The 24,649-nt window shown below is 54.3% G+C and carries 23 protein-coding genes and 1 pseudogene; 9 read left to right on the top strand and 15 right to left on the bottom strand.

Annotation, left to right across the window (positions count from 1 at the left end; all coding sequences use genetic code 11):
* Positions 1-43: 43 nt before the first annotated feature.
* Complete coding sequence (locus ACQG1Y_RS12130; RefSeq protein ID WP_368740402.1) at positions 44-1,429, bottom strand: NarK family nitrate/nitrite MFS transporter; 1,386 nt, start codon at positions 1,427-1,429, stop codon at positions 44-46.
* On the opposite strand from ACQG1Y_RS12130, the gene ACQG1Y_RS12125 reads away from it, so the two are divergent.
* Positions 1,333-1,560, top strand: a complete 228-nt coding sequence (locus ACQG1Y_RS12125) for a hypothetical protein (RefSeq protein WP_162184634.1) — start codon at positions 1,333-1,335, stop codon at positions 1,558-1,560. The genes ACQG1Y_RS12130 and ACQG1Y_RS12125 overlap by 97 nt on opposite strands.
* 79 nt (positions 1,561-1,639) lie before the next feature.
* On the opposite strand, the gene ACQG1Y_RS12120 is transcribed toward ACQG1Y_RS12125, so the two are convergent.
* Positions 1,640-2,215 carry a TetR family transcriptional regulator gene (locus ACQG1Y_RS12120; protein ID WP_063134612.1) on the bottom strand — a complete coding sequence of 192 codons (576 nt, stop codon included), beginning with the start codon at positions 2,213-2,215 and terminating at the stop codon, positions 1,640-1,642.
* Positions 2,216-2,331: 116 nt separating this feature from the next.
* Between ACQG1Y_RS12120 and ACQG1Y_RS12115 the strand changes: the two genes are divergently transcribed.
* Positions 2,332-3,822 carry an MFS transporter gene (locus ACQG1Y_RS12115; RefSeq protein ID WP_032648391.1) on the top strand — a complete coding sequence of 497 codons (1,491 nt, stop codon included), beginning with the start codon at positions 2,332-2,334 and terminating at the stop codon, positions 3,820-3,822.
* A 45-nt stretch (positions 3,823-3,867) separates the two neighbouring features.
* Here the strand turns inward: ACQG1Y_RS12115 and ompC are convergent, their stop codons facing one another.
* Positions 3,868-4,941 (bottom strand): porin OmpC, encoded by a 1,074-nt coding sequence (gene ompC, locus ACQG1Y_RS12110; RefSeq protein WP_017382300.1) that lies wholly within the window; start codon positions 4,939-4,941, stop codon positions 3,868-3,870.
* Positions 4,942-5,567: 626 nt separating this feature from the next.
* A complete protein-coding gene (gene yddG / locus ACQG1Y_RS12105) occupies positions 5,568-6,446 on the bottom strand; it encodes an aromatic amino acid DMT transporter YddG (RefSeq protein WP_032102980.1) in 879 nt (292 codons plus the stop codon).
* 220 nt (positions 6,447-6,666) lie between these two features.
* On the opposite strand from yddG, the gene fdnG reads away from it, so the two are divergent.
* From fdnG to fdnI, 3 genes are read left to right on the top strand one after another with little or no spacing between them, the layout of a single operon-like run.
* Positions 6,667-9,714 carry a formate dehydrogenase-N subunit alpha gene (gene fdnG / locus ACQG1Y_RS12100; protein WP_368740403.1) on the top strand — a complete coding sequence of 1,016 codons (3,048 nt, stop codon included), beginning with the start codon at positions 6,667-6,669 and terminating at the stop codon, positions 9,712-9,714.
* Positions 9,715-9,725: 11 nt separating this feature from the next.
* Positions 9,726-10,610, top strand: a complete 885-nt coding sequence (gene fdxH / locus ACQG1Y_RS12095; protein WP_003857048.1) for a formate dehydrogenase subunit beta — start codon at positions 9,726-9,728, stop codon at positions 10,608-10,610.
* The gene (gene fdnI / locus ACQG1Y_RS12090; RefSeq protein WP_368740404.1) at positions 10,603-11,259 is read left to right on the top strand and encodes a formate dehydrogenase-N subunit gamma; all 657 of its coding nucleotides are present in this window, start codon (positions 10,603-10,605) and stop codon (positions 11,257-11,259) included. The genes fdxH and fdnI overlap by 8 nt, the downstream gene beginning before the upstream one ends.
* Positions 11,260-11,310: 51 nt before the next feature.
* Here fdnI and ACQG1Y_RS12085 read toward each other — a convergent pair whose 3' ends face one another.
* The 3 genes from ACQG1Y_RS12085 to ppk2 form a co-directional block, all read right to left on the bottom strand.
* A complete protein-coding gene (locus ACQG1Y_RS12085; protein WP_017382305.1) occupies positions 11,311-11,634 on the bottom strand; it encodes a CcdB family protein in 324 nt (107 codons plus the stop codon).
* Positions 11,634-11,822 carry a hypothetical protein gene (locus ACQG1Y_RS12080; protein ID WP_017382306.1) on the bottom strand — a complete coding sequence of 63 codons (189 nt, stop codon included), beginning with the start codon at positions 11,820-11,822 and terminating at the stop codon, positions 11,634-11,636. Before ACQG1Y_RS12080 ends, ACQG1Y_RS12085 begins: the two co-directional genes overlap by 1 nt.
* Before the next feature lie 101 nt (positions 11,823-11,923).
* Positions 11,924-12,742, bottom strand: coding sequence for a polyphosphate kinase 2 (gene ppk2, locus ACQG1Y_RS12075; RefSeq protein ID WP_368740405.1), 819 nt, complete (start codon positions 12,740-12,742; stop codon positions 11,924-11,926).
* Between the two features lie 161 nt (positions 12,743-12,903).
* Between ppk2 and araJ the strand changes: the two genes are divergently transcribed.
* Complete coding sequence (gene araJ, locus ACQG1Y_RS12070) at positions 12,904-14,079, top strand: MFS transporter AraJ (protein ID WP_017693387.1); 1,176 nt, start codon at positions 12,904-12,906, stop codon at positions 14,077-14,079.
* Between the two features lie 39 nt (positions 14,080-14,118).
* Here araJ and ACQG1Y_RS12065 read toward each other — a convergent pair whose 3' ends face one another.
* Positions 14,119-15,321: an NAD(P)/FAD-dependent oxidoreductase gene (locus ACQG1Y_RS12065; protein WP_368740406.1), complete on the bottom strand. Its 1,203-nt coding sequence runs from the start codon at positions 15,319-15,321 to the stop codon at positions 14,119-14,121.
* A gap of 130 nt (positions 15,322-15,451) precedes the next feature.
* Between ACQG1Y_RS12065 and ACQG1Y_RS12060 the strand changes: the two genes are divergently transcribed.
* Entirely contained in the window at positions 15,452-15,961 is a 510-nt protein-coding gene (locus tag ACQG1Y_RS12060) for an RrF2 family transcriptional regulator (RefSeq protein WP_414234714.1), read from the top strand.
* A gap of 39 nt (positions 15,962-16,000) precedes the next feature.
* Here ACQG1Y_RS12060 and adhP read toward each other — a convergent pair whose 3' ends face one another.
* From adhP to ACQG1Y_RS12025, 7 genes and pseudogenes are all read right to left on the bottom strand, one after another.
* Positions 16,001-17,011, bottom strand: a complete 1,011-nt coding sequence (gene adhP, locus ACQG1Y_RS12055; protein WP_426736771.1) for an alcohol dehydrogenase AdhP — start codon at positions 17,009-17,011, stop codon at positions 16,001-16,003.
* 196 nt (positions 17,012-17,207) lie between these two features.
* Positions 17,208-18,917: an ABC-F family ATP-binding cassette domain-containing protein gene (locus ACQG1Y_RS12050; RefSeq protein ID WP_426736770.1), complete on the bottom strand. Its 1,710-nt coding sequence runs from the start codon at positions 18,915-18,917 to the stop codon at positions 17,208-17,210.
* 344 nt (positions 18,918-19,261) lie between these two features.
* Positions 19,262-20,959 carry an NAD-dependent malic enzyme gene (locus tag ACQG1Y_RS12045; RefSeq protein WP_006810704.1) on the bottom strand — a complete coding sequence of 566 codons (1,698 nt, stop codon included), beginning with the start codon at positions 20,957-20,959 and terminating at the stop codon, positions 19,262-19,264.
* 176 nt (positions 20,960-21,135) lie between these two features.
* Positions 21,136-21,273 (bottom strand): stationary-phase-induced ribosome-associated protein, encoded by a 138-nt coding sequence (gene sra, locus ACQG1Y_RS12040; protein WP_000841561.1) that lies wholly within the window; start codon positions 21,271-21,273, stop codon positions 21,136-21,138.
* A 95-nt stretch (positions 21,274-21,368) separates the two neighbouring features.
* Positions 21,369-21,584 (bottom strand): biofilm-dependent modulation protein, encoded by a 216-nt coding sequence (bdm, locus tag ACQG1Y_RS12035; protein ID WP_015570485.1) that lies wholly within the window; start codon positions 21,582-21,584, stop codon positions 21,369-21,371.
* 141 nt (positions 21,585-21,725) lie between these two features.
* Positions 21,726-22,247 (bottom strand): annotated as a pseudogene (locus ACQG1Y_RS12030) (VOC family protein).
* A 51-nt stretch (positions 22,248-22,298) separates the two neighbouring features.
* Positions 22,299-23,150 (bottom strand): Vmh family MBL fold metallo-hydrolase, encoded by an 852-nt coding sequence (locus ACQG1Y_RS12025; protein ID WP_032671525.1) that lies wholly within the window; start codon positions 23,148-23,150, stop codon positions 22,299-22,301.
* A 111-nt stretch (positions 23,151-23,261) separates the two neighbouring features.
* On the opposite strand from ACQG1Y_RS12025, the gene ACQG1Y_RS12020 reads away from it, so the two are divergent.
* The gene (locus ACQG1Y_RS12020; protein ID WP_023303768.1) at positions 23,262-24,149 is read left to right on the top strand and encodes a LysR family transcriptional regulator; all 888 of its coding nucleotides are present in this window, start codon (positions 23,262-23,264) and stop codon (positions 24,147-24,149) included.
* 69 nt (positions 24,150-24,218) lie between these two features.
* Positions 24,219-24,647: an OsmC family protein gene (locus ACQG1Y_RS12015; protein WP_003857069.1), complete on the top strand. Its 429-nt coding sequence runs from the start codon at positions 24,219-24,221 to the stop codon at positions 24,645-24,647.
* Positions 24,648-24,649: the final 2 nt, after the last annotated feature.

Genomic DNA, 24,649 nt, shown 5'->3' with positions numbered 1-24,649 from the left:
TGGCCGGAGGGTGAGACATCACGCTCCGGCGAAGAGGTAGTTATTATTTTTGTGAGGATTTGCGGCCGTACACCAGCCAGGTGACGAGCACGCAGACGATGTAAAACACGAGGAAGACTTTCATGGCGCCCACCGGGGAACCGGTCATCGCCAGGGATGTGCCAAAGGCTTTGGGAATAAAGAACCCGCCTACCGCACCGATGGCAGAGATAAAGCCCAGCGCGGCAGCCGTTTCGGTCACCGCTTCATGCTGTGCCTGTTCGTCGCTCCCGCCCTGTTTTTTCACGCGGTCGAGGGTGATTTGGCGAAAGATAATCGCGATCATCTGGAAGGTCGAGCCGCTGCCCAGGCCTGCGGTGAGGAACAGGCCCATAAAGACCAGATAGAAGGCGATAAAACTGCCTGAACCAGACCCGGGGAGCGTCAGGAAAATCAGGGCGCTAAAGATGGCCATAAAGACGAAGTTGATCAGCGTCACCCGTACGCCGCCCAGCCTGTCTGAAATCATTCCGCCAGCCGAACGCGCCAGAGCGCCGATCAGCGGGCCAAAGAAGGCGAGGTGGAGGATATTTACGTCCGGAAACTGGGTTTTCGACAGCATAGCAAAGCCTGCCGAGAAACCGATAAACGAGCCGAAGGTTGCCAGATAAAGCAGGCTCAGCAGCCAGAGGTGAAAGCGCTTAAGCACCGGAAGCTGGCTGGCAATGGACGCTTTCGAGCTGGCGATGTCGTTCATGCCAAAAAACGCCGCAAGGGTAGCAAGAATCAGCAGCGGGGCCCAGATCCACGCCGCGTTCGCCAGCCACATCGTCGAGCCATCCTCCTGGGGGACGCCGTGAACGCCGAGAAAGGTAAACATCGGCAGGAAAATCACCAGCGGCGCAACCAGCTGCATCACGCTCACGCCCAGGTTACCCAGCCCGCCGTTAATGCCCAGCGCGCTGCCCTGTCTGGCTTTCGGGAAGAAGAAACTGATGTTTCCCATGCTGGAAGCGAAGTTGGCCCCGGCAAAACCGCACAGCAGTGCGATGATGATAAAGACCCAGTAAGGCGTAGCGGTATTCTGGATGGCGATCCCAAGCCAGACACAGGGTACGACCAGGATAATGGTACTTAACACGGTCCAGTAACGTCCGCCAAATATCGGCACCATAAAAGAGTAGGGGACACGCAATATCGCGCCGGAAAGAGAAGGTAATGCCGTTAGCATTAAAAGCTGATCGGTGCTGAAATTAAATCCGACCTTATTAAGATTTACCGCAATAGCGCTAAACAACATCCATACACAAAACGCGAGAAGCAAACACGCCACGGAAATCCACAGGTTTCTACGTGCGATATGTTTCCCTTTATTCTCCCAAAATTGCGCGTTTTCCGGTTTCCAGTTACTCAACAGATGCTGATTACTCTTCTCGCTTTGATGTGACATATCACCCTCTTGCTTACCCAAATGGAGAGAAAAAAGAAGTGAAAACAGAAAGATACCTTTCGGCAGTTTGTAGAAATTTTTGGATGTTATGGGATACATCTGAAAGGATAGATAAAAAAGCGAATCCCTGAGTTTGGAATGGGAATCAGGGTTCGCTTTATGTGTTACTAATTGTAACTATTTGCGGAAATTAATACCCCGATGGGAGTATTAAAACAATTCGAGGGAAATAAGCTTATCCAGATGCTTATTAAATGCCGCGTCGTCCATTTCAGGCATATTTAATACGTATATGCCATCCAGGCCACATACCAGACCAATTAAACGCCAGGCGATATTTTCCGGCTGGTCAGCAAGCGTAAAGGCGTTGGCCTCCGCCCCGGCGCGGATAATCGCGACCGTTTCCTGGTGCCACATCTCCATGGTCAAAACGTAGGCGCCTTTGATATCGCTATCCCGGCTGGCGAGAATTTGCGCCTCCCGCCACAGTCGAATGTAGGGCTCAAACCCGCCGTCATCGCTGCCGAGCATGGCATGCAGGCGCTCACGCCAGCCGGCGTTTTCGCCAACGATTTCAGCATCCAGCAAATCGCGGATCAGCCGGACAAACGCCAGCGACTTAAGCTCGCCCGCCGACGCAAAGTGATGATGCACCTGCCCGGTGGCGACGCCCGCTTCGGTGGCGATGCGGCGCACGGTCATCGCAGCGAATCCTTCGGTTAGCGCCACGTGCATCGCGGCCTGGAGGATCTCTTCCCGCCGCTCGTCCTTGCTCAGATAACGCATAATTTCTCACTCTCAATGGCAACGAAACGAGTGTAACAAAGAGCTGGACAAGTGTTCAACTTTACGTAGGATCGCATTCTGGACATGTGTCCAGTTTTTAACTGAAAAGGAAATTTATGTTTCGTCAGTGGTTAGCGTTAGTGATTATCGTGCTGGTGTATATCCCGGTGGCGATTGACGCGACGGTGCTGCACGTGGCGGCGCCAACATTGAGCATGACGCTGGGTGCCAGCGGCAACGAATTGCTGTGGATTATTGATATTTACTCGCTGGTGATGGCGGGAATGGTGCTGCCGATGGGCGCGCTGGGCGATCGCATAGGTTTTAAGCGCCTGCTGATGATCGGCAGCGTGCTGTTTGGCCTGTCATCGTTAGCGGCGGCTTTTGCGCCGTCCGCGGGCTGGCTGATTGCCGCCCGCGCGTCGCTGGCGATTGGCGCGGCGATGATCATTCCGGCTACGCTTGCAGGGATCCGCACCCTGTTTATTGACGTGCGGCACCGTAATATCGCACTCGGCGTCTGGGCTGCCGTTGGGTCGGGCGGCGCGGCGTTTGGCCCGCTGATTGGCGGCATGCTGCTGGAGCACTTTTACTGGGGGTCGGTGTTCCTGATTAACGTGCCGATCGTGCTGATCGTGGTTTCGCTTGCTGCGCGCCTGGTGCCTGCTCAGCAGGGGCGGCCCGAGCAGCCGCTCAATATCAGCCATGCCATTATGCTGATTGTGGCGATTTTACTGCTGGTCTATAGTGCCAAAACCGCCCTGAAAGGGGTGCTGTCGCCGTGGATGGTGGCCTGTACGCTGCTTACCGGAGCGGTAATGCTGTTTATCTTCGTCCGTATCCAGCTACGCGCGCGCGTGCCGATGATCGACATGCGCCTGTTTTGCCATCGCATTATTTTAAGCGGCGTGGTCATGGCGATGACCGCCATGATTGCGCTGGTGGGCTTTGAACTGCTGATGGCGCAGGAGTTGCAGTTCGTGCATGGTTTTACGCCGTTTGAAGCAGGGATATTTATGCTGCCGGTGATGGTGGCGAGCGGATTTAGCGGGCCGATCGCGGGTGTGCTGGTCGGGCGTCTGGGGCTGCGCATTGTCGCGGCCGGAGGCATGGGGCTTAGCGCGGTCAGTTTTATCGGCCTGTCGACGCTCGATTTCAGCACCCAACAGTGGCAGGCGTGGAGCCTGATGGTGCTGCTGGGCTTCAGTGCCGCCAGCGCACTGCTGGCATCGACGTCAGCGATCATGGCTGCCGCGCCGAAAGAGAAAGCGGCCGCCGCAGGCGCGATCGAAACCATGTCCTACGAGCTGGGTGCTGGTCTGGGGATCGCCATTTTCGGTCTGCTGTTAACCCGCAGCTTTTCGGCGTCTATTGTACTGCCGCAAGGGCTGAGCGCGTCGCTGACCGATAAAGCCTCGTCGTCCATCGGTGAAGCGATGAAGGTGGCGCAGGAGCTGACGCCGTCGCTGGCCGAGCCGGTGATGACGGCGGCAAAAACCGCGTTCATCACCTCGCACAGCGTGGCCCTGGGCAGTGCGGGAGGCATGCTGCTGATTCTGGCGGTCGGGATCTGGTTTAGTCTGGCGAAGGTCGGAGGGCAGCAGTAATAAAAAAGGCCAGCCGCGAGGGCTGGCCTTTTGAACTAACAGATCTTAGAACTGGTAGGTCAGACCTACAGCTACGATGTTGTCGGTAGCCACTTTGGCATCTTTGGTGAACTGGCTGTCATCCACGAGGTTGATTTTGTAATCAACATAGGTGGACATGTTTTTGTTGAAGTAGTAGCTCGCGCCAACGTCAACGTATTCAACCAGGTCCTGGTCGCCATAAGAACCGATGTCTTTACCTTTGGATTTCAGGTAAGCGATGGACGGACGCAGACCGAAGTCGAACTGGTACTGAGCCACAACTTCGAAGTTCTGCGCTTTGTTGGCAACGTGACCGTTACCGAACGCCGTCATGTTGCGGGTTTCAGAGTAGGTGGTTGCCAGGTAGATGTTGTTCGCATCGTACTTCAGGCCAGCAGCCCAGACTTCTGCGTTTTCGCCACCGGCGTTCAGGTTGCTTGCAGCACGAACCTGACGGTCGGTACGGTCAGATTTCGCGTAGGTCGCACCCACACCGAAGCCGTCGAATTCATAGGTAGAAGACAGACCCCAGCCGTCACCGTTGGATTCGGTGATATCGTCACGGTCGTTTTTACCCTGGTACTGAGCAGCCACGTTCAGGCCGTCAACCAGACCAAAGAAGTCGGTGTTACGATAGGTTGCAACGCCAGTGGTACGGCCGGTCATGAAGCCGTCAGTCTGCGTCCAGGTATCGCCACCGAACTCTGGCAGAACGTCAGTCCATGCGCCGATGTCATAAGCCACACCGTAGTTACGACCGTAGTCGAAGGAACCGAATTCATCGAATTTCAGACCAGCGTACGCCAGACGGGTTTTGTTGCCGTCGGAACCTTGAGCTTCAGAGCGATTGCCCTTGAACTCATATTCCCACTGACCGTATCCGGTCAGCTGATCGTTGATCTGAGTTTCACCTTTGAAGCCCAGACGAACATACGTTTTGTCGCCGTCGCTACCAGCATCATCAGAAAAATAGTGCAGACCAGTAACTTTGCCGTACAGATCCAGTTTGTTACCGTCTTTGTTAAAAACTTCAGCCGCGTTAACAACGCCAGCTGCCAACATGGAAGTCACTGCCACTGCAACTAATTTAAGTTTCATCTTAAATAATCCTTATAATTTTATTTAGGTATTTCCTAAGCCACCTGAGCGATTTTTAAACGAGGCTTATCGTCAATGGCAGACTATTTTTAAAATTCCGTAGACTGCTTTCAATAATAAGTTTCAAAATATTAAATATAATTTCAATTAGTGTGATCCTGATCGGATAAATTGCCCTTAAATCGGCCAATCAGGTTAATATATAGACATAAAGTGATTATTAACTAATCAAGATCATATGGCTGTGAATAGTTGTCGGACGTTTTAGTTTTTTGGTGGGATTAAAAGGGTTTGGCAGGGAATGTCAAAGCATGTGGCAGGATAAACTTTTTTAAAACAGTTGATTATAGATTTCTCGGGAAACCAGAACCTGTTTTTTAAGAGAAATATTCAGAAATAAACTATTGCACTTTGTGCTATATAGCGCGGGAATATTGGCGCTGAATTAATTACCTGCGTTGTCAGTTTATGTCAATTTCCACAACAACTCTGGCTTTCTGACAGCACTCTATACAGAAATTTAATTACTCTCTAATGTTACGAATTATATTCGAGGGTGTGATCACATATTAAAATATTGTTAATATTTTGCCGGGCATATTCGTTACCCGGCAAAAATAAAAATGCTATTTGCGGGTGGCATACCAGCACAGTAACGATCCGGCGCACACCATCAATGCCCCTTGCCAGAATGAGAGTGAAAGCGGAGAACTCAACAGAATAGCCGCCAGTGCGGCGGAAAGAACTGGCGTGAAATAAGAGACAGCCGCAAGCACCGTGACGTTACCGTGAAGAATACCGATATTCCAGGCGGCGTAGCCAAAGCCAAGCGCAACCCCACACATCAATAGCTTCACCACAACCGGGACGCTGAACACCATTTCGGGCTGATCGCTGACGGCATATTTGACCCACAGGCTCAGGGCGGTCAGCAGGACGAAAAGGGTAATGCCATTTTGCCCTTTGGCATACTTGCTGGTGACGGTGCAGTAGGCGGCCCAGATAAAAGCGCCAGCAAACGCCAGCCCATAACTTAGCGGACTGGAAACGACGTTCTGCATGATGTCATTCAGTTGCAGACCGTTTTCGCCACCTAAAACCCAGCACACACCCAACAGCGAGATGAGAAGCCCAGGGATCACCCACAGGGTGGTTTTTTGCCCGTTGAACAAAATCGCGAACGCAATCGTCAGGCTTGGCCACAGATAATTGACCATACCGACTTCAATCGCCTGTGAGCGCGTCGCGGCATACCCCAGCGACAGGGCCAGGCACATCTCATAGCTGACAAACAGGATGCTGCCCGCAATGAGATAGCGCGTGGAAAAACGCCGAAGATCGGGAAAACCCACCGTCACCAGACACAACAGCCCGCTGACGGTGTAAATCATCGCCGCGCCGCCCACCGGACCCAGTCCTTCACTGACGCTGCGGATGAGACCCACCATGGTGCTCCACAGCAATATGGCCGCCAGGCCTGTCAGCGTTGCTCTTTTTCTGTCCATTACCCTGCCAGTCTTCTAAAAATCAAAGGGAAAACTTATAGCATCTATTTGCTACACCTGGCGAATTTTCAAAGAGCCTGTTAACCCGAAAGGATTAGCAAATCGTACCGGCAGTGACTATTAAGGGGGCGAAGTCTGGCGACCTTGATTTGACGCAAAAAAAACAGGGGCTTTGCTGTTAGTTTGCGGCGCGAAGTCTTATCAGATAACGAGGACAGCAATGGACGTCAGCCGCAGACAATTTTTTAAAATCTGCGCGGGCGGTATGGCCGGAACAACAGCCGCAATGCTGGGATTCGCTCCCAAAATGGCGCTGGCTCAGGCACGCAACTATAAACTGCTGCGCGCGAAAGAGATCCGTAACACCTGCACATACTGCTCCGTGGGTTGTGGGCTATTAATGTATAGCCTGGGTGATGGCGCAAAGAACGCCAAAGAAGCGATTTATCATATTGAAGGGGACCCGGACCATCCGGTGAGCCGCGGGGCGCTTTGCCCGAAAGGGGCGGGGCTGCTGGACTACGTCCACAGTGAAAACCGTCTGCGCTACCCGGAATATCGTGCGCCGGGCTCTGACAATTGGCAGCGTATCTCCTGGGACGAAGCCTTCTCCCGAATTGCAAAACTGATGAAAGCGGATCGCGACGCCAACTTTATTGAGAAGAACGAGCAGGGCATCACGGTAAACCGCTGGACCTCCACCGGGATGCTGTGTGCCTCTGCGGCAAGTAATGAGACCGGCATGCTGACGCAAAAATTTGTGCGCTCCCTCGGCATGCTGGCGGTTGATAACCAGGCGCGCGTCTGACACGGACCAACGGTAGCAAGTCTTGCTCCAACATTTGGTCGCGGTGCGATGACCAACCACTGGGTTGATATCAAAAACGCTAACGTCGTGGTGGTAATGGGCGGTAACGCCGCTGAAGCCCATCCGGTGGGATTCCGCTGGGCGATGGAAGCAAAAAACAACAACGATGCGACGCTGATCGTCGTCGATCCGCGCTTTACGCGTACGGCATCGGTGGCTGATATCTATGCGCCGATCCGCTCCGGTACGGATATTACGTTCCTTTCCGGCGTGCTGTTGTACCTGATCGAAAATAACAAAATTAACGTGGAATACGTTAAGCATTACACCAATGCCGGCCTGCTGGTACGGGAAGATTTCGCCTTCGAAGATGGCCTCTTCAGCGGCTATGACGCCGGGAAACGTCAGTACGATAAATCGTCCTGGAACTATCAGTTCGACGAAAACGGCTACGCGAAACGCGATGAGACCCTGAGCGATCCGCGCTGCGTGTGGAACTTGCTGAAACAGCACGTTTCCCGCTATACGCCGGACGTGGTGGAAAACATCTGCGGTACGCCGAAAGCGGACTTCCTGAAAGTATGTGAAGTGCTGGCTTCCACCAGTGCCGCCGACAGAACCACTACATTCCTGTACGCGCTGGGCTGGACGCAGCATACCGTGGGCGCGCAGAACATCCGTACCATGGCGATGATCCAGCTGCTGCTCGGCAACATGGGGATGGCCGGTGGCGGCGTGAACGCCCTGCGCGGGCACTCTAACATTCAGGGCTTAACCGACCTCGGCCTGCTGTCGACCAGCCTGCCGGGTTACCTGACCCTGCCGTCCGAGAAGCAGACCGACTGGCAAAGCTGGCTTGACGCCAACACGCCAAAAGCGACGCGTCCGGACCAGGTGAACTACTGGAGTAACTATCCGAAGTTTGCCGTCAGTCTGATGAAATCGTTCTACGGCGACGCGGCGCAGAAAGAGAATGACTGGGGCTTTGAGTGGTTGCCGAAATGGGACCAGGCTTACGATGTCATCAAGTATTTCAACATGATGGATAAGGGCGACGTCACGGGTTACATCTGCCAGGGCTTTAACCCGGTAGCGTCATTCCCGGATAAAAACAAAGTCGTTCGCAGCCTGAGCAAGCTGAAGTACATGGTGGTTATCGATCCGCTGGTCACCGAAACGTCTACGTTCTGGCAGAACCACGGTGAATCAAACGATGTCGATCCGGCAGCGATTCAGACCGAGGTGTTCCGCCTGCCGTCGACCTGCTTTGCGGAAGAGGACGGTTCAATTGCCAACTCTGGCCGCTGGCTACAGTGGCACTGGAAAGGTCAGGATGCGCCCGGCGAAGCGCGTAATGACGGCGAAATTCTGGCCGGGATTTACCATCGTCTGCGCGAGATGTACCGCGCCGAAGGCGGCAAAGGCGCTGAGCCGCTGCTGAAGATGAGCTGGAACTACAAGCAGCCGGATCATCCTGAGTCCGAAGAGGTGGCAAAAGAGAACAACGGCGTGGCGCTGGCCGACCTGTACGATACCAACGGCAATCTGGTGGCGAAGAAAGGACAGCTGCTCAATAGCTTCGCGCTGTTGCGTGACGACGGTACCACGGCCTCTTCCTGCTGGATCTACACCGGCAGCTGGACGGAGCAGGGTAACCAGATGGCCAATCGCGATAACGCCGATCCGTCAGGCTTGGGCAATACCCTGGGCTGGGCATGGGCGTGGCCGTTGAACCGCCGCGTACTGTACAACCGTGCCTCCGCAGACGTGAACGGTAAGCCGTGGGATCCGAAACGCATGCTGATCGAGTGGAACGGCACGAAGTGGACGGGGAACGATATCCCGGACTTCAACACCGCCGCGCCGGGCAGCAACACCGGGCCGTTTATCATGCAGCCGGAAGGGCTGGGACGTCTGTTTGCTATCGACAAACTGGCGGAAGGGCCGTTCCCGGAACACTACGAGCCGATGGAAACGCCGCTCGGCACTAACCCGCTGCACCCGAATGTGGTCTCCAGTCCGGTGGTACGCATCTATGAAGACGACGTGCTGCGTTTAGGTAAAAAGGACAAGTTCCCGTATGTCGGCACCACCTACCGCCTGACCGAGCATTTCCATACCTGGACCAAGCACGCGCGGCTTAACGCCATCGCGCAGCCGGAACAGTTTGTGGAGATAAGCGAAACCCTGGCGAAGGCGAAAGGCATTGCCAACGGCGATCGCGTGAAGGTCAGCAGCAAGCGCGGCTTTATTCGCGCGGTGGCGGTGGTCACCCGTCGTCTGCAAACGCTGAACGTGCATGGCCAGCAGGTGGAAACCGTCGGTATACCGCTACACTGGGGCTTTGAAGGGGTAGCGCAGAAAGGCTACATCGCCAATACCCTGACGCCAAACGTCGGCGATTCCAACTCGCAAACGCCGGAGTATAAAGCGTTTCTGGTCAACATCGAGAAAGCGTAAGGAGCGATTAAATGGCGATGGAAACACAAGACATTATTAAACGCTCCGCGACCAACCCGATAACGCCCGCGCCTCGTGCGCGGGATTACAAGGCAGAAGTCGCCAAGCTGATCGATGTCTCCTCCTGCGTGGGCTGTAAGGCCTGCCAGGTGGCCTGCTCGGAGTGGAACGATATTCGCGACGAGGTGGGGCACTGCGTTGGGGTCTATGACAATCCTGCTGATCTGAGCGCCAAGTCCTGGACGGTGATGCGCTTTAGCGAAACCGACCAGAATGGCAAGCTGGAGTGGCTGATCCGTAAAGACGGCTGTATGCACTGTGAAGATCCGGGCTGCCTGAAGGCATGCCCGTCTGCCGGGGCAATCATTCAGTACGCCAACGGGATCGTCGACTTCCAGCAGGATAACTGCATCGGCTGCGGTTACTGTATTGCAGGTTGTCCGTTTAATATCCCGCGCCTCAATAAAGAGGATAACCGGGTCTATAAATGCACGCTGTGCGTCGATCGCGTCAGCGTCGGCCAGGAGCCTGCCTGCGTGAAGACCTGTCCTACCGGGGCGATCCACTTCGGCACCAAAAAAGAGATGCTGGAAGTGGCGCAGCAGCGGGTGGATAAGCTCAAAGCGCGCGGCTATGACAAGGCCGGGATTTATAACCCGCAGGGTGTCGGTGGTACGCACGTCATGTATGTTCTGCACCACAATGACCAGCCGGAGCTGTATCACAATCTGCCGAAAGATCCGGCGATCGATACCTCGATCAACCTCTGGAAAGGGGCGCTTAAGCCGCTCTCAGCGGCGGGCTTTATCGCCACCTTTGCCGGGCTGATTTATCACTACATCGGTATCGGACCGAATAAAGAGGTGGATGACGACGAGGAGGAGCATCATGAGTAAGTCGAAAATGATAGTGCGCACAAAATTTGTCGATCGCGCCTGTCACTGGACGGTGGTCATCTGCTTCTTCCTGGTGGCGGTATCCGGCATTTCGTTCTTTTTCCCGACGCTACAGTGGCTCACGGAAACCTTCGGGACACCGCAGATGGGGCGCATTCTGCATCCGTTCTTCGGCGTGCTGATTTTCGTGGTGCTGATGTTTATGTTCGTGCGTTTCGTTCATCACAACATCCCTGACAAGCAGGATATTCCCTGGATTAAAGGGATTGTTGAGGTTCTGAAAGGCAACGAGCATAAAGTCGCGAAGGTGGGCAAATACAACGCCGGGCAGAAGATGATGTTCTGGACCATCATGAGCATGATTTTCGTGCTGCTGGTGACCGGAGTGATTATCTGGCGTCCGTATTTTGCCCAATATTTCACGATCCAGGTGGTGCGCTACGCACTGCTGATCCACGCGACCTCGGCCATTATTCTGATCCACGCCATCCTGATCCATATGTATATGGCCTTCTGGGTGAAAGGATCGATTAAAGGCATGATTGAAGGGAAGGTGAGCCGCCGCTGGGCGCAAAAACACCATCCGCGCTGGTATCGGGACGTTGAGCGACTTGAAGCGCAAAAAGAGAGTTCGGAAGGGTTGAAGTAAACCTTGCGCCGTCGGCATTGTCCGGCGGCGCTGCACTTGCGCGGCTCTGAGCTACGTATTGGTAATTAACGCATCAATTCCTGCAAGAACACTACTTCTTGCACTGCGCAGATTACATACATAATTCTTATTATTAAGTTTCTTTGTCTCCACGTGTGTGATGTTGGCTGTATTAAGAAAATATGTCTGGAATTCAATGTTCACCAGTGGCGTTGCAGCGTTTGAATGTCCTCTTAAATGATTGTGATAGCTTAACGGTACAATAAGTCTCGTTGATAAGTCGTCATAAAAATCGTGCTGAATAATCATAAAATAGGGCTGGTATTCACGCGTTCTGTCTGATGGGTTGCGATAAACGTCAAACTGAAAACACATCAAAGCCCTCCAAAATAAGGGTCATCCGATAATAGCCCTGCTTTGGCCGTTAATTCATTCATCGCTTTAATAAATCCCTGATCCTGTTGATGCTGTCGCTTGTGCTCTGCTGTTGTAGAGAGTGGGCGAGGCTTTTTCCCCGTAAAAGGCTTTGTTGTAACACATCTTTCTGTGCGGTTCGGTTTCATGTTTTCTCCTTTGTTGGTGCGGTCATTATCAACCGCAGCCAACAAAAAACAATACTGTTTCCCCTGGTAATCTACATTATGCGAGCCGTCTTCCAGTAATATCAAAATTGCTCTGCAATATACCGGAAGGGATATTTTGTAGGCTTCACTTTGCCGATCTTGCGTTTCGGTAAATCCACCTTGTCTACGTGAATTTCTTCATAGGGGATCTGGGAAAGCAGATGCGAAATAATATTCAGCCGCACCCTTTTTTTATCTTCTGAGCGCGCCACAAACCACGGCGCCCAGGCGGTGTCGGTCGCTTTAAACATCGCGTCGCGGGCGAGGGTATATTCATCCCACAGATTGAAAGATTTAATGTCCATTGGAGACAGCTTCCAGATCTTGCGACCATCATTAATGCGATCGCGCAGGCGGCGCTCCTGCTCTTTTGGCGTTACTTCAAGCCAGTATTTCAACAATATGATCCCGGCATCGACCATCGCTTTTTCCATTACCGGCGTTCCATCAAGAAATTTTTCGGCCTGCTCTTCGGTACAGAAACCCATGACTCTTTCCACGCCCGCACGGTTGTACCAGCTGCGGTCAAAAATAACGATTTCCCCGGCAGAGGGCAGATGGGGAACGTAACGCTGAAAATAGAGCTGACTTTTCTCTTTATCGGTGGGAGCCGGTAACGCAACAACGCGAAACACCCGGGGACTGACGCGTTCGGTGATGGCTTTGATGACGCCGCCTTTACCGGCGCCGTCTCGCCCTTCAAAAACAATACAGACCTTTAACCCTTTGGCGACTACCCATTGCTGGAGCTTAACCAGTTCAACATGGAGGCGGCGAAGCTCTTGCTCGTACGCTTTAGTTTTGAGCGGCGCGTTTTTAACGACATCATCAACAACATGGGTTTTCTTCTTACTGACCATGGTGGGTCTCCCTTTGTATCCGGTCGCGGGATCGAGGCCGTACTAAGAGTGTAATCGGCCTGAATGAATGGATTAATGTGTCAGAAATCTGATTTGAACTGGTTCACCATACAAGTTTAATCAATAATGCACGCTGCATATTTTTTAACAGTGGTCGCGGTATGAAAAAGACAATTTTTTCGTTAGCACTGGGTACCTTTGGCCTGGGGATGGCTGAGTTTGGCATTATGGGCGTGCTGACCGAGCTGGCTCATGATACGGGCATTTCGATTCCCTCCGCCGGAAATATGATTTCGTTTTACGCTTTTGGCGTGGTGATCGGCGCGCCGATTGTGGCGCTGTTCTCCAGCAAATTTTCGCTGAAAACAACGCTGCTGTTTCTGGTGGCGATGTGCGTCGTCGGTAACGCGCTCTTTACCTTCTCTGACTCCTACGTGGGGCTGGCGGCGGGGCGCTTAATCTCTGGTTTCCCGCATGGCGCGATTTTCGGAGTGGGGGCGATAATCCTGTCAAAAATCGCGCCGCCGGGTAAAGTGACGGTCGCTGTGGCCGGGATGATTGCCGGGATGACCGTTGCCAACCTGCTTGGCGTGCCGCTCGGGACGTGGCTGGGACATGAATTTAACTGGCGTTACACCTTCTTTTTGATTGCGGTCTTTGACGCGCTGGTGATCCTGTCTGTTCTGCTGTGGGTGCCTGATATTCACGACACGACAACCACCCGGCTGGCAGAACAATTCCACTTCCTGAAGAAACCGGAACCGTGGCTGATTTTTGCCGCTACGATGTTTGGCAATGCCGGGGTGTTTGCCTGGTTTAGCTTCGTGAAGCCGTTTATGGTCAACGTGTCAGGCTTTTCTGAGGGCGTCATGACCGCGATCATGATGCTGATGGGGCTGGGCATGGTGCTGGGAAATGTCTTCAGCGGCAAGCTGTCGTCACGCTTTAGCCCGCTGCGCATTGCTGCCACCACCGACCTGGTGATTGTGGCTTCGCTGCTGGCGTTGTTTGCCTTTGGCGAGCTTAAAACAGCTTCACTGGTAATGGGATTTGTCTGCTGCGCCGGGCTGTTTGCGCTCTCTGCGCCGCTGCAAATTCTGCTGCTGCAAAATGCGAAAGGCGGCGAGATGCTGGGGGCCGCAGGCGGGCAAATGGCGTTTAACCTCGGCAGCGCAATTGGCGCGTATTTCGGTGGATTGATGATTACGCTCGGCTTTAGCTGGAGCTATGTCACGCTGCCGGCCGCGATTTTATCCTTCTCTGCGATGACCTCTCTGCTGATGTATGGTTATTTATGTGCCAAAAAGCGTCAGGCCAACGCAGGTGCGCTGGCCTGATTGCACACTTTGCCCGCTGGTCGCGGGCGCAGAAGGGGACTAAACGAATTTCGCCAGCGGGTCAGCGGCGGCAAAAGCGACCGCTTTGTCTGCTGCTGGCGGGTAAATCAGTTCGTTGGTGATGGCGACTTTGATCTTTTTGCCTTCCTCGCGCACGGATTTAACGCGCTGTTCCCAGCCCTCGGTGTATACCGCGCCCCAGCCACCCAAATCCAGACAGGTGACGTAGTTCACCTGACGGTAAGGATACGGCTCCAGATTTAACAGGCTGGCCGCCGCGTTGTGTCCGGCGAATTTCCCAAGCTGGATCGCGTGCTGGCAGGTCATCAGCGCCGTGTTGCCCGCATCGTCCGTTTTGGCGTGCGCCATATCACCCGTCGCGTAAACCTCAGGATGCGCAGGAACCTGCAACGTGTCGTTGACGATCAGCCGTCCCTGAGTATCGCGTTCCCCGTCAATTTGCAGGCTGAGGGGGTTAGCTTCTACCCCTGCCGTCCACACTACAGTGGCGCTGGCAATGCGCTCTCCGTTTTTCAGCGTTACGCCGCTGGCATCGATGGCTTCAATTTCACTGTTTAAACGCCATTCAACGCCCAGCGCGTTGGTTGCTTCTTCAATTGTGTTACGCAGCGCCTCGCTATAACGCCCGCCGATGGTTGCACCTCTTTCAACTACGATTACTTTAGTCTTTGTATCAGCGCCGAAGCGAGTACGGAGTCGGGCAGGAAGTTCCGTTGCCAGTTCGATGCCGGTAAAGCCGCCGCCACACACGACCACGGTATTACGCTCCGGGGTGGAGGGGCGCGAAACCAGCGAATCAAGATGCTGCTCGAATAATCTGGCGGAGTCGAGTTGGTCGATATCAAAGGCGTATTCAGCCAGACCGGCAACAGGAGGACGTTTAGTCTGGCTACCGGTTGCGAGGATCAGACGTTCCCAGGCGACTTCAGCAATCGCGCCGTTTGAATCGCGATACAAAACGGTTTTAGACAAGGTATCAATACGTTGTGCTTCGCCCGCAATAAAAGCGATGCCCAGCTCAGCAAACAGTTCGGTCAGCGGCGCGACCATCGCCGACACGTTCTCTTCATAAAAGCGTGGGCGAACGCGCAACTCCGGAACAGGGGCCAGCACGGCAATGCTGAGGCTATTGTTACCCTCCAGAGCAGAAAGGCGCGCGGCGCTGACCGCAGCCCACATACCGGAAAACCCACTACCCACAATTAAAATCTGCTTTTTCATACTCGATCCTTTAGTGCGTCAGGCTGTATGTCTGACATAACTGCCACTATACTTGTCGGAGTTAACTGCGACAACTTCTTTCTGAGTTAAAAATCGTTATAATGCAGCGAACAATGACCCGGAGTGAGCCATGGCGTTTTACAGTTCTGGTGTGGAATATGGCATTCATAGCCTGATGTGTATGGTGGATGCAAAAGGCAATGAACGTGAGATGAGCGTCCGGGAGATGGCCGCCTTGCAGGGCGTGCCGTACGACTATCTTGGAAAGATCTTCACCCGTTTATCACGGGCGGGGCTGGTCATCAGCACCGAAGGCAAAGGGGGAGGATTCCGGCTGGCGCGTCCGGCGGAGCTGATCAGCGTGCTGGACGTGGCGTACGCCATCGACGGCGAGAAGAATATGTTTGAGTGTCGGGAAGTGCGTCAGCGCCTGGCGGTGTTTGATGAAACGCCACCTGCCTGGGTCTGTGACGGCCCGTGTGGGGTGCGCTCGGTCATGGACAGCGCGCAGCAGCGGATGGAAGAGGAGTTAGGGCGCCATACCATCCTGGATCTGGCGCGGAAGATGTATCGAAAAGCGCCGGACACGTTCCAGATCGAGGTTCAGGAATGGATTTCCGATCGCCGTTCGTCCACGTGAAAAGCCGGGCAGGGCAGAGCCGCTACCCGGCCACCGCGGTTAAGAACGTAAATCAATCACCATACGGCCACGGATCTGGCCCTGTTCCATCTCTTTGAAGATGGCGTTGATATCTTCCAGTGGGCGCATTGTAACTTTCGGTTTCACCTTACCTTCAGCCGCAAACTGGAAGGCTTCGAGCAGATCCTGACGGGTACCCACCAGGGAACCCACTACCTGAATCCTATCCAGGACCAGACGTGGAATATCCAGGCTCATCGCTTCCGGCGGCAGGCCAACAGCCACCACGCGGCCACCGGCGCGAACTGCGTCAACGGCAGAGTTGAAGGCCGCTTTCGCTACCGCCGTCACCACCGCCGCATGTGCACCGCCGGTTTTCTCCTGAATCACTTTTGCCGCATCTTCACTGCGGGAGTTCACGGTTAAGTCTGCGCCCATGCTGGCAGCGAGCTTCAGCTGCTCGTCATTCACGTCAATGGCGATAACTTTCGCATTGAAGACATTTTTGGTGTATTGCAGCGCGAGGTTGCCCAGACCGCCCAGGCCATAGATCGCAATCCACTGGCCGGGTTTGATGTCAGAGACTTTTACCGCTTTGTAGGTGGTGACCCCGGCGCAGGTGATGCTGCTGGCCGCCGCAGAGTCCAGTCCGTCCGGAACTTTAACCGCGTAATCCGCGGTTACGATGCACTCTTCCGCCATGCCGCCGTCAACGGAGTAACCCGCGTTTTTCACGTCACGGCACAGCGTTTCGTTGCCGGTATTACAATATTCACAGTGGCCACAGCCTTCGAAGAACCACGCCACGCTTGCACGATCGCCTACTTTTAGCGACGTGACGCCAGGACCAATCTCTTTGACGATACCAATCCCTTCGTGGCCGAGGATCACCCCGGTTTTGTCGCCAAAATCGCCATTCTTAACATGGAGATCGGTATGGCAAACGCCACAGCACTCCATCTCCAGCAGCGCTTCACCATGTTTGAGCGCGCGTAAGGTTTTTTCTGTGACATTAACCTGATGATCCTGAGTGACAACAGCAGCCTTCATGTGTTTCTCCTTTCATGATGAGTATCTGCATAGCAGGTCTGATTACCCATTAAGGATTAATACTTTGGCGCTGTAATGCAAGGTAACCGCAACATAATGTCATTATTTGATGCATTTTCGGATTAAGAAAAGGCTGTACCCCTCATAAATTGGGGTGAAAAACACTGGCCCGGCGACGCCACCGCCGGGCTCAGATTTACAGTTGCGCTTCTATTACCTCAATCTCTTTTCGCCATTGCGCCTGTAACTGCGGTTTTTGATGTTTTGGCTTGCGCGCCAAATCTTCTTCCAGCAGCGTTTCCAGGGCAACCAGGCGTTCGAGCAGATCGTCAGACGCTGAAGAGGGTGCCTTCAATGCGTTATTCGATGCCTCAGGTACAACCAGAGCGGTGTCCTCACGCAGGCGCTCAAACACCGCCTCCGCATCGTGCCATTCGCTCAGCCTGCCGTCCTCAATCAGCCAGAAGCGGTTACAGCTCTGGCTAATTAACTGACGATCGTGGCTCACCAGCAGCACTCCGCCTTCAAACTGTTGCAGCGTTTCCGCCAGCGCCTCTTTGCCTTCCATGTCCAGGTGGTTGGTCGGTTCATCCAGCATCAGCAGGCTATAACGGGCAAGCGTCAGGCCGATGAACAGCAGGCGCGAACGTTCCCCGCCGCTCAGCGTACTGACTTTTTGCCCGTGACGCGCCCACGGGAACCCGGCACTGATGAGCGCCATTTTACGGGTCTGCGGATCTGGCGCGAAAGGCTCCAGCGCATCAAGCAGCGCCGCATCATCTGGCAACTGGTGCAGCGTCTGGTCGTAGTAGCCGGGTGAGACGCGCGGATGACGCTTAAGCCGCTCGTCCGCGATCTCGTCGCGAAAATGTCGCCAGATAAGCTTCAGCAGCGACGATTTTCCGCAGCCGTTACGACCCACAATCGCCACGCGATCGCCGCTCTTTAGCCGCGCGCTGTTGAGAGTAAACAGGTCTGGCAGACCCGGCGCCGGGGGGACGCCGAGGTGAGTCATTTCCAGCAGGCGGTCGGCGCGAAGCGCGTCCCCGCGCAGGGTTAAGGTCCACGGGCTTCCCGCCGTCAGTTCCGTCTGGGTCTCTTTCAGGCGTTCGACCTGTTTTTCCATCTGCTTAGCCTTACGGGAGAGATCTTCGTTGTCATAGACCTTGCCCCAGGTCGCGAGACGCCGTGCGCTGGCCGTGACGCGGTCGATCTCTTTTTGCTCTGCCTTATGGCGCAACGCATCGCTTTCGTCTTTTGCGTCGAGCGCCAGACGGGCGGCAGTGCAGGGAAGGGCAAAGGCGTGCAGCGTTTTATCGCGCAGGATCCAGCTGCCGTTGGTTACCGCGTCCAGCAGCTGCCTGTCGTGTGAGACCAGCACAAAGCTGCCGGACCAGTTTTGTAGAAACTGCTCCAGCCACAGCAGGGTTGGCAGGTCGAGGTGGTTGCTCGGTTCGTCCAGAAGCAGCAGATCCGGATCGCTTATCAACGCTCGTGCCAGCAGCAACCGCGTATGCTGGCCGCCGCTCAGCGTGGCGGAGGTTAACGCCGTTTCCTGCGTCGTGAAGCCCATTCCGGCCAGCAGCGTCTCGGCTTTCCAGCGCAAACTGTCGCGCTCACCGATCGGCAGCTGCGCCAGCACCGCATCCAGCATGGTCAGGGGATAAAGGGCCTCCGGCAGATGTTGTTCCACGCGCGCCAGCAGGCAATGCCCCGCCAGTGAAACGGTTCCGGCAGCAGGGGACTGCGTCCCGTCGAGAATTTTCAGCAGCGTACTTTTTCCGCAGCCGTTATCACCCAGCAGGCCGATGCGATCGCCTTTTTTCAACGTAAAGGAGAGAGAGTCGAAGAGCGTGCCGAACGCTGTATCAACGCGTAAAGAATGTGCAGTGAGTAAAGTGCTCATTGTTGCTTACCCAGGAGTTACAGGCATGTTTATGCCTCGTCAAACATCGCTGACGATAACTCAGTAAGCCCGAGAGAAGGGATTTCAGGGGTTGGTGTCTTCGCTCAAGCGGAAGTTATCGCAGCACGATACCGATAACGCTTGAGCTGGTGCGATCACCAAATGTATGTGAAACATTGAAAATTTCACAGTACAGCATAATTGGCCTCCTTATATATTCAGTAGGTTAATGGATGAAGGGAGTGTAGCGGGGGAAAATGGGTTTGGCTAGTGGGAGGTGCCGTATATTCCCCTCACCCTAACCCTCCTCCCCTTTGGGGAGAGGGCTGGGTGAGGGGCAATGCTTAAATAGAAGTACGACGATAGCTACGGTATTCCGGCATCCAGAAGTTATCGTCAATCGCCTGCTGCAACGCATCGGCAGAGGTTTTCACCGCGACGCCTTGCTGCTGCGCCATTTTGCCTACCGCGAAGGCAATTGCGCGGGACACTTTATGAATGTCTTTCAGCTCAGGCAGTACCAGGCCTTCACCGTTATTCACCAGCGGTGAGTGACCTGCCAGCGTTTCGCTCGCGGACATCAGCATTTCGTCGGTGATGCGTGACGCGCCGGAGGCGATAACCCCCAGACCAATACCCGGGAAGATATAGGAGTTATTGCACTGTGCGATGGGATAGAGTTTGTCCTTCCACAGCACCGGATCAAACGGGCTGCCGGTCGCGACCAGTGCCTTACCTTCTGTCCAGGCGATAATATCCTGCGGCGTTGCCTCCACGCGTGAAGTCGGGTTAGACAGCGGCATCACGATAGGGCGTTCGCAGTGCTTGTGCATCTCGCGAATAATCTCTTCCGTGAAGAGGCCGGTCTGCCCGGATACGCCGATCAGAATGTCCGGCTTCACGTTGCGCACCACGTCAAGAAGCGAGAGCACTTCGTTATCCGTATCCCAGTTTTTCAGGTTTTCACGCTTCTGCACCAGTTTGGTCTGGAACGGGAGCAGGTTTGGCATACCGTCGGTCAGCAGGCCAAAACGGTCCACCATAAAGACGCGGGAGCGAGCCAGCTCTTCGCTTAAGCCTTCGCGCTGGGTCTGGGCAATAATTTGCTCGGCGATGCCGCAGCCCGCGGAGCCTGCACCCAGGAAGACAATTTTCTGATAGCTGAGCTGGCTGCCTGCCGCACGGCTCGCGGCAATCAGCGTCCCCACGGTCACTGCCGCAGTGCCCTGAATGTCATCGTTGAACGAGCAGATCTCATCGCGGTAGCGGTTCAGCAGCGGCATGGCGTTTTTCTGTGCGAAGTCTTCGAACTGCAACAGCACGTCCGGCCAGCGGTGCTTCACGGCCTGGATGAAATCATCAACAAACTGATAGTACTCGTCGTCGGTAATGCGCGGGTGACGCCAGCCCATGTACAGCGGATCGTTCAGCAGTTGCTGGTTGTTGGTCCCCACGTCCAGCACAACCGGCAGGGTGTAGGCCGGGCTGATCCCGCCGCAGGCGGTATACAGCGAGAGCTTACCGATGGGGATCCCCATCCCACCAATGCCCTGGTCGCCAAGGCCCAGAATACGTTCGCCATCGGTTACCACGATCACCTTGATGTTGTGATTAGGCACGTTTTGCAGAATGTCGTCCATGTTGTGACGGTTCTGATAGGAGATGAACACGCCGCGGGAACGACGGTAGATCTCTGAGAAGCGTTCACACGCCGCGCCGACGGTTGGGGTGTAAATGACGGGCATCATCTCTTCGAGATGGTTCTGCACCAGGCGGTAGAAGAGGGTTTCGTTGGTGTCCTGGATATTACGCAGGTAGATGTGCTTATCGATTTCGGTTTTAAAGCCCTGATACTGGATCCAGGCGCGTTCCGCCTGTTCTTCAATGGTTTCAACCACTTCAGGCAGAAGACCTAGCAGGTTAAAGCTGCTGCGCTCTTCCATGCTAAAGGCGCTGCCTTTGTTCAGAAGGGGAAACTCCAGTAAAACCGGACCGGCGTAAGGAATATAAAGGGAACGATGTTTTTTCAGTTTGTTGTCCATGTCACTCACTCTTTTTAAGAAGATCCGTCCCTGACACTGCTGTTTGTCATCTTTCTGGCCTGTGCTACGGGGTGCGGTCGGGCGGTATTATAAAGGAGCTAAATATTAATTACCGCAACACATAAACAAAAACACCACCGGGGTAACCGATGGTGTTGTGGATTTCGTACTGGAACTTACTTGCCTGCCTGACGTTTCCTGCCGGTGGCGTGGGTCACTTGCGTTTCGCTCCCCTCTTCAATAACCACTTTGCGCTGGTTTGAGAGCTTGTAGTTCAGTCCCAGAATGTGGCGTGCCTGACGGTTCGATTTCATATTAACTCCTCAATCCCGTTGATAGTTTTAAGGACAAGTTTGCTCACGCAAACGAAATGTAACCCCTTAGGTTGCAGATCCAGCTTAGCAGGTTTTTACAAAGGTGCATTTTGCCCGCTGACCACATAGTTGATGGTTTGCTGGTAGATGTCACTGAGGATGTCATTGTCTGTGGCTTCCACCCACCTGGTCAGTTCCATCAAAATGTCATCTTCGGTAACAACACCGTGCTCCGCCTGAAGACCCTGCGCAATCGCGTTAACGAGTTCGGGTTGTGCTGCTGTGGTATGTGCCGGGTAATAAGTAAACATGCTGCCTCCGTGTCGTTGTCTGTTTAATGTTACGGCGTGCAAAATCGTAATTCGCATTCAGATTGGCAAATATTTTCGCCGTTGTGGTTCAGATTCGTCCTGGAAATAAAAATATCATCTCCCGTAGCACAGAAATAAAATTCAGGGTTTCCAGCGGCGTAAATTTGTCGTTTTTTCATAAGGCATGGGCGTTGGCCAGGAAATCTATTCTACAATGCTGCCCCAGGGGGTTTGCCCATAGCAGAAAGCATTACCTTCACCTTGCTCATCCGGAAACGTGAGCGGCTTTGGCGCGGTAAACATCTCCCCGCCAGCAGCGGTGAAAGCGGCTATCGCCTTATCAAAATCATCAACATAAACAGCAAAATGCTGGAGGCCAAAGTCGCTGGCGCGGGCGGGCATTCCCTGTTCAGGGCCATGCATTTCGAAAAGTTCTATGCCGGGTCCGTGGGGCATGACGAGCATGCGAATGGCGTGAATTTTTGTGCCGGGAAATAATTTTAAGGTGTGCTGCTGGGCGGGCTGATCAATATTATCGGTTTGCGCATCGACAGAATGATATAAAACCTGGGCGTCGAAAGCGCGTTCAAAAAATAGGGTGGCTTTTTCAATGTCGGGCACCGTAATACCGATATGGTCGATGCCCCTTACTGAAGATGGCATAGTTAACTCCTGCTATAAAAAATTTAAATATAGCAGGAGATAATCAGGCTATTACCACTTCATTTCGCCGGTATTCACTTTGGCACTCAGTTCCAGCGAACTGGCTTCCGCCAGATTCGGCCACTGTTTTTTCATTGTGTTGATGACGCCGGTTGACGCTTTATCTGCCGTGAGGGCCTGTTCAAACAGCTGTAGATAGCGACGGGTAAAGTCGATAGCGCCGGTACCTGCTGGCGGTGTCCCCAGGTAGTGGCCCGGAATAACGTGTTCGGGCTTAAGGGCTGCCATGCTATCCAGCGTCTGCTGCCACTGTTTGCGGCTTTCCGGCGTTTGGGTATCTGCCGTCCAGACGTGAATGCCCCATGAGACGCCCGTGCCGCCGAGGATGGTTTTTGCGGATGGGATCCAGACATACGCCGCATAGCTCTCAGGCTCTTCAATATTCACTCTCTCACCGTCAATCATAAAGGTGGTTGAGGCAAGCACTTGCGGCACGTAGAGCTGCGTCGGCGCGCCGTCTTTCATCTGTGGCCCCCAGAAGGCGAGCTTCGCGTCTTTTGTGGCCTTGATATGGTCCACCACCTGTTGCGTGGCGACAACTTTGGCATTAGGGAAGGCTTTCACCAGCGGTTGCAGGCCGAAATAGAAATCCGGATCGCCGGAAGTGATCACGATTTTGTTCAGCGTTTTACCGCTGTGGCGAATTTTTTCTACCAGCGCTTCGCCATCTTTCACGCTGAACTGGGCGTCAAACAGTACCGCCTCTTTCGGGCCAGACACCAGGGTGGAAGAAACGGCAAAAATGCCTTTTTCCTGCGGGTTGTACGTATCAACGGTCAACGGCGCGGCAAAGACGGCCGGAGTGAAAAGGGTTGTCAGCAAAGCAAGGCGGGCGATGGTCATGGTCATCTCTCTGTTCTTCAGGAAAGTCTCTATTGTACGGATCTCTTCATTTGCCAGAATTCCTGAAACAGGAGATGCTTAGTTTCATAAATCGAGCAAATGGAGGTCAAAATGGATCGCGTTATTGCCGCCCAGGTGTACAACCGCATCTGTGAGCTGGGGAGTTTAAGTGCGGCGGCGCGGGCGCTGGGGATCTCCCGTCCGATGGTGAGCCGTTATCTGGAGCAGATGGAGAAGTGGGCCGGGGCGCGGCTGGTGAACCGCTCCACCCGCAAGCTGACGCTGACGGCGGCGGGAGAGAAGGTCCTGCAAAAGACGCGTACGCTCTCGCAAATTTCTCAGGAAATTGAAGATCAGTCAGTGAAGGATTTACCCTCAGGTACGCTTCGCGTCGCCTGCGCGCATTTCACCGCGATGCAGATTATCGCTCCGGTGCTGCCCGATCTGTTGCAGCGTTACCCTCAGCTGCGCATTGAGCTGGATGTTAACAACCATCCGGTAAGCCTGGTGGGCGAGCGAATTGACGTGGCGATCCGCATCACCGATAACCCCGAACCGGGCATGATCGCCCGCCGACTGGGAGAGTGTCGGTCCGTACTTTGCGCTTCGCCGCACTACCTTGCCAGCCGGGGCGTTCCAGAGCAGCTGGAGGACTTAGCCCGGCACAACTGCCTGCATTACAGCTTTTTTGCCGGTCAGTCGTGGCGTTTTTTGACGCCCGAAGGGGAGCCGATCACGACGGCGGTCAGCGGCAATCTCAGCGCCAGCATCTCGTCACTGCTGATGGAGGCGGCGATAAACCACTGTGGTATTGCCATGCTGCCCGAGCGCGAGGCCGACGCGGCGCTAAGGCAGGGCAGCCTGGTGCCGGTGCTCAGCGCCTTTACGCCAAAACCGATCGGTATTTTTGGTATTTATCAGTCGCGAGACTATCAGCCTGCGGCGCAGCGTGTGTTCCTCGACGCGCTGGCAAACCACCTTGCCACGCGCTCGGACTAATCTGTCTTCCCTGCAAAATGGATTATGCGTCCTATACTTATCCCTTTGTAAGCCAAAAGGAGAGCAAGAATGACGATTCATAAGCACGGTTCAGCACACTGGTCTGGCGACATCAAACGCGGCAAAGGGACGGTCTCAACAGAAAGTGGCGTCCTAAACCAGCAACCTTACGGCTTTAACACCCGCTTCGAGGGCGAAAAAGGGACCAACCCGGAAGAGCTGATTGGCGCAGCGCACGCGGCCTGTTTCTCTATGGCCCTGTCGCTAATGTTGGGCGAAGCGGGTTATACCGCCGACTCCATCGATACCACGGCGGATGTCTCGCTGGATAAAACCGACAGTGGTTTTGCCATCAGCAAAGTGGCGCTGCAAAGCAAGGTGACGGTACCGGGTATCGATCCTCAGCAGTTCGACGGCATTATTCAGAAAGCGAAGGCGGGTTGTCCGGTGTCGCAGCTGTTGAAAGCCGAAATCACGCTGGATTACAAACTGAACTGATA

The organism is Enterobacter cloacae complex sp. 397G4, assembly GCF_050031515.1.
Classification (GTDB): Bacteria; Pseudomonadota; Gammaproteobacteria; order Enterobacterales; family Enterobacteriaceae; genus Enterobacter; species Enterobacter hormaechei_C.
The sequence above is the reverse complement of the archived record's forward strand: the minus strand, read 5'-3'. Positions and strand labels throughout refer to the sequence as shown.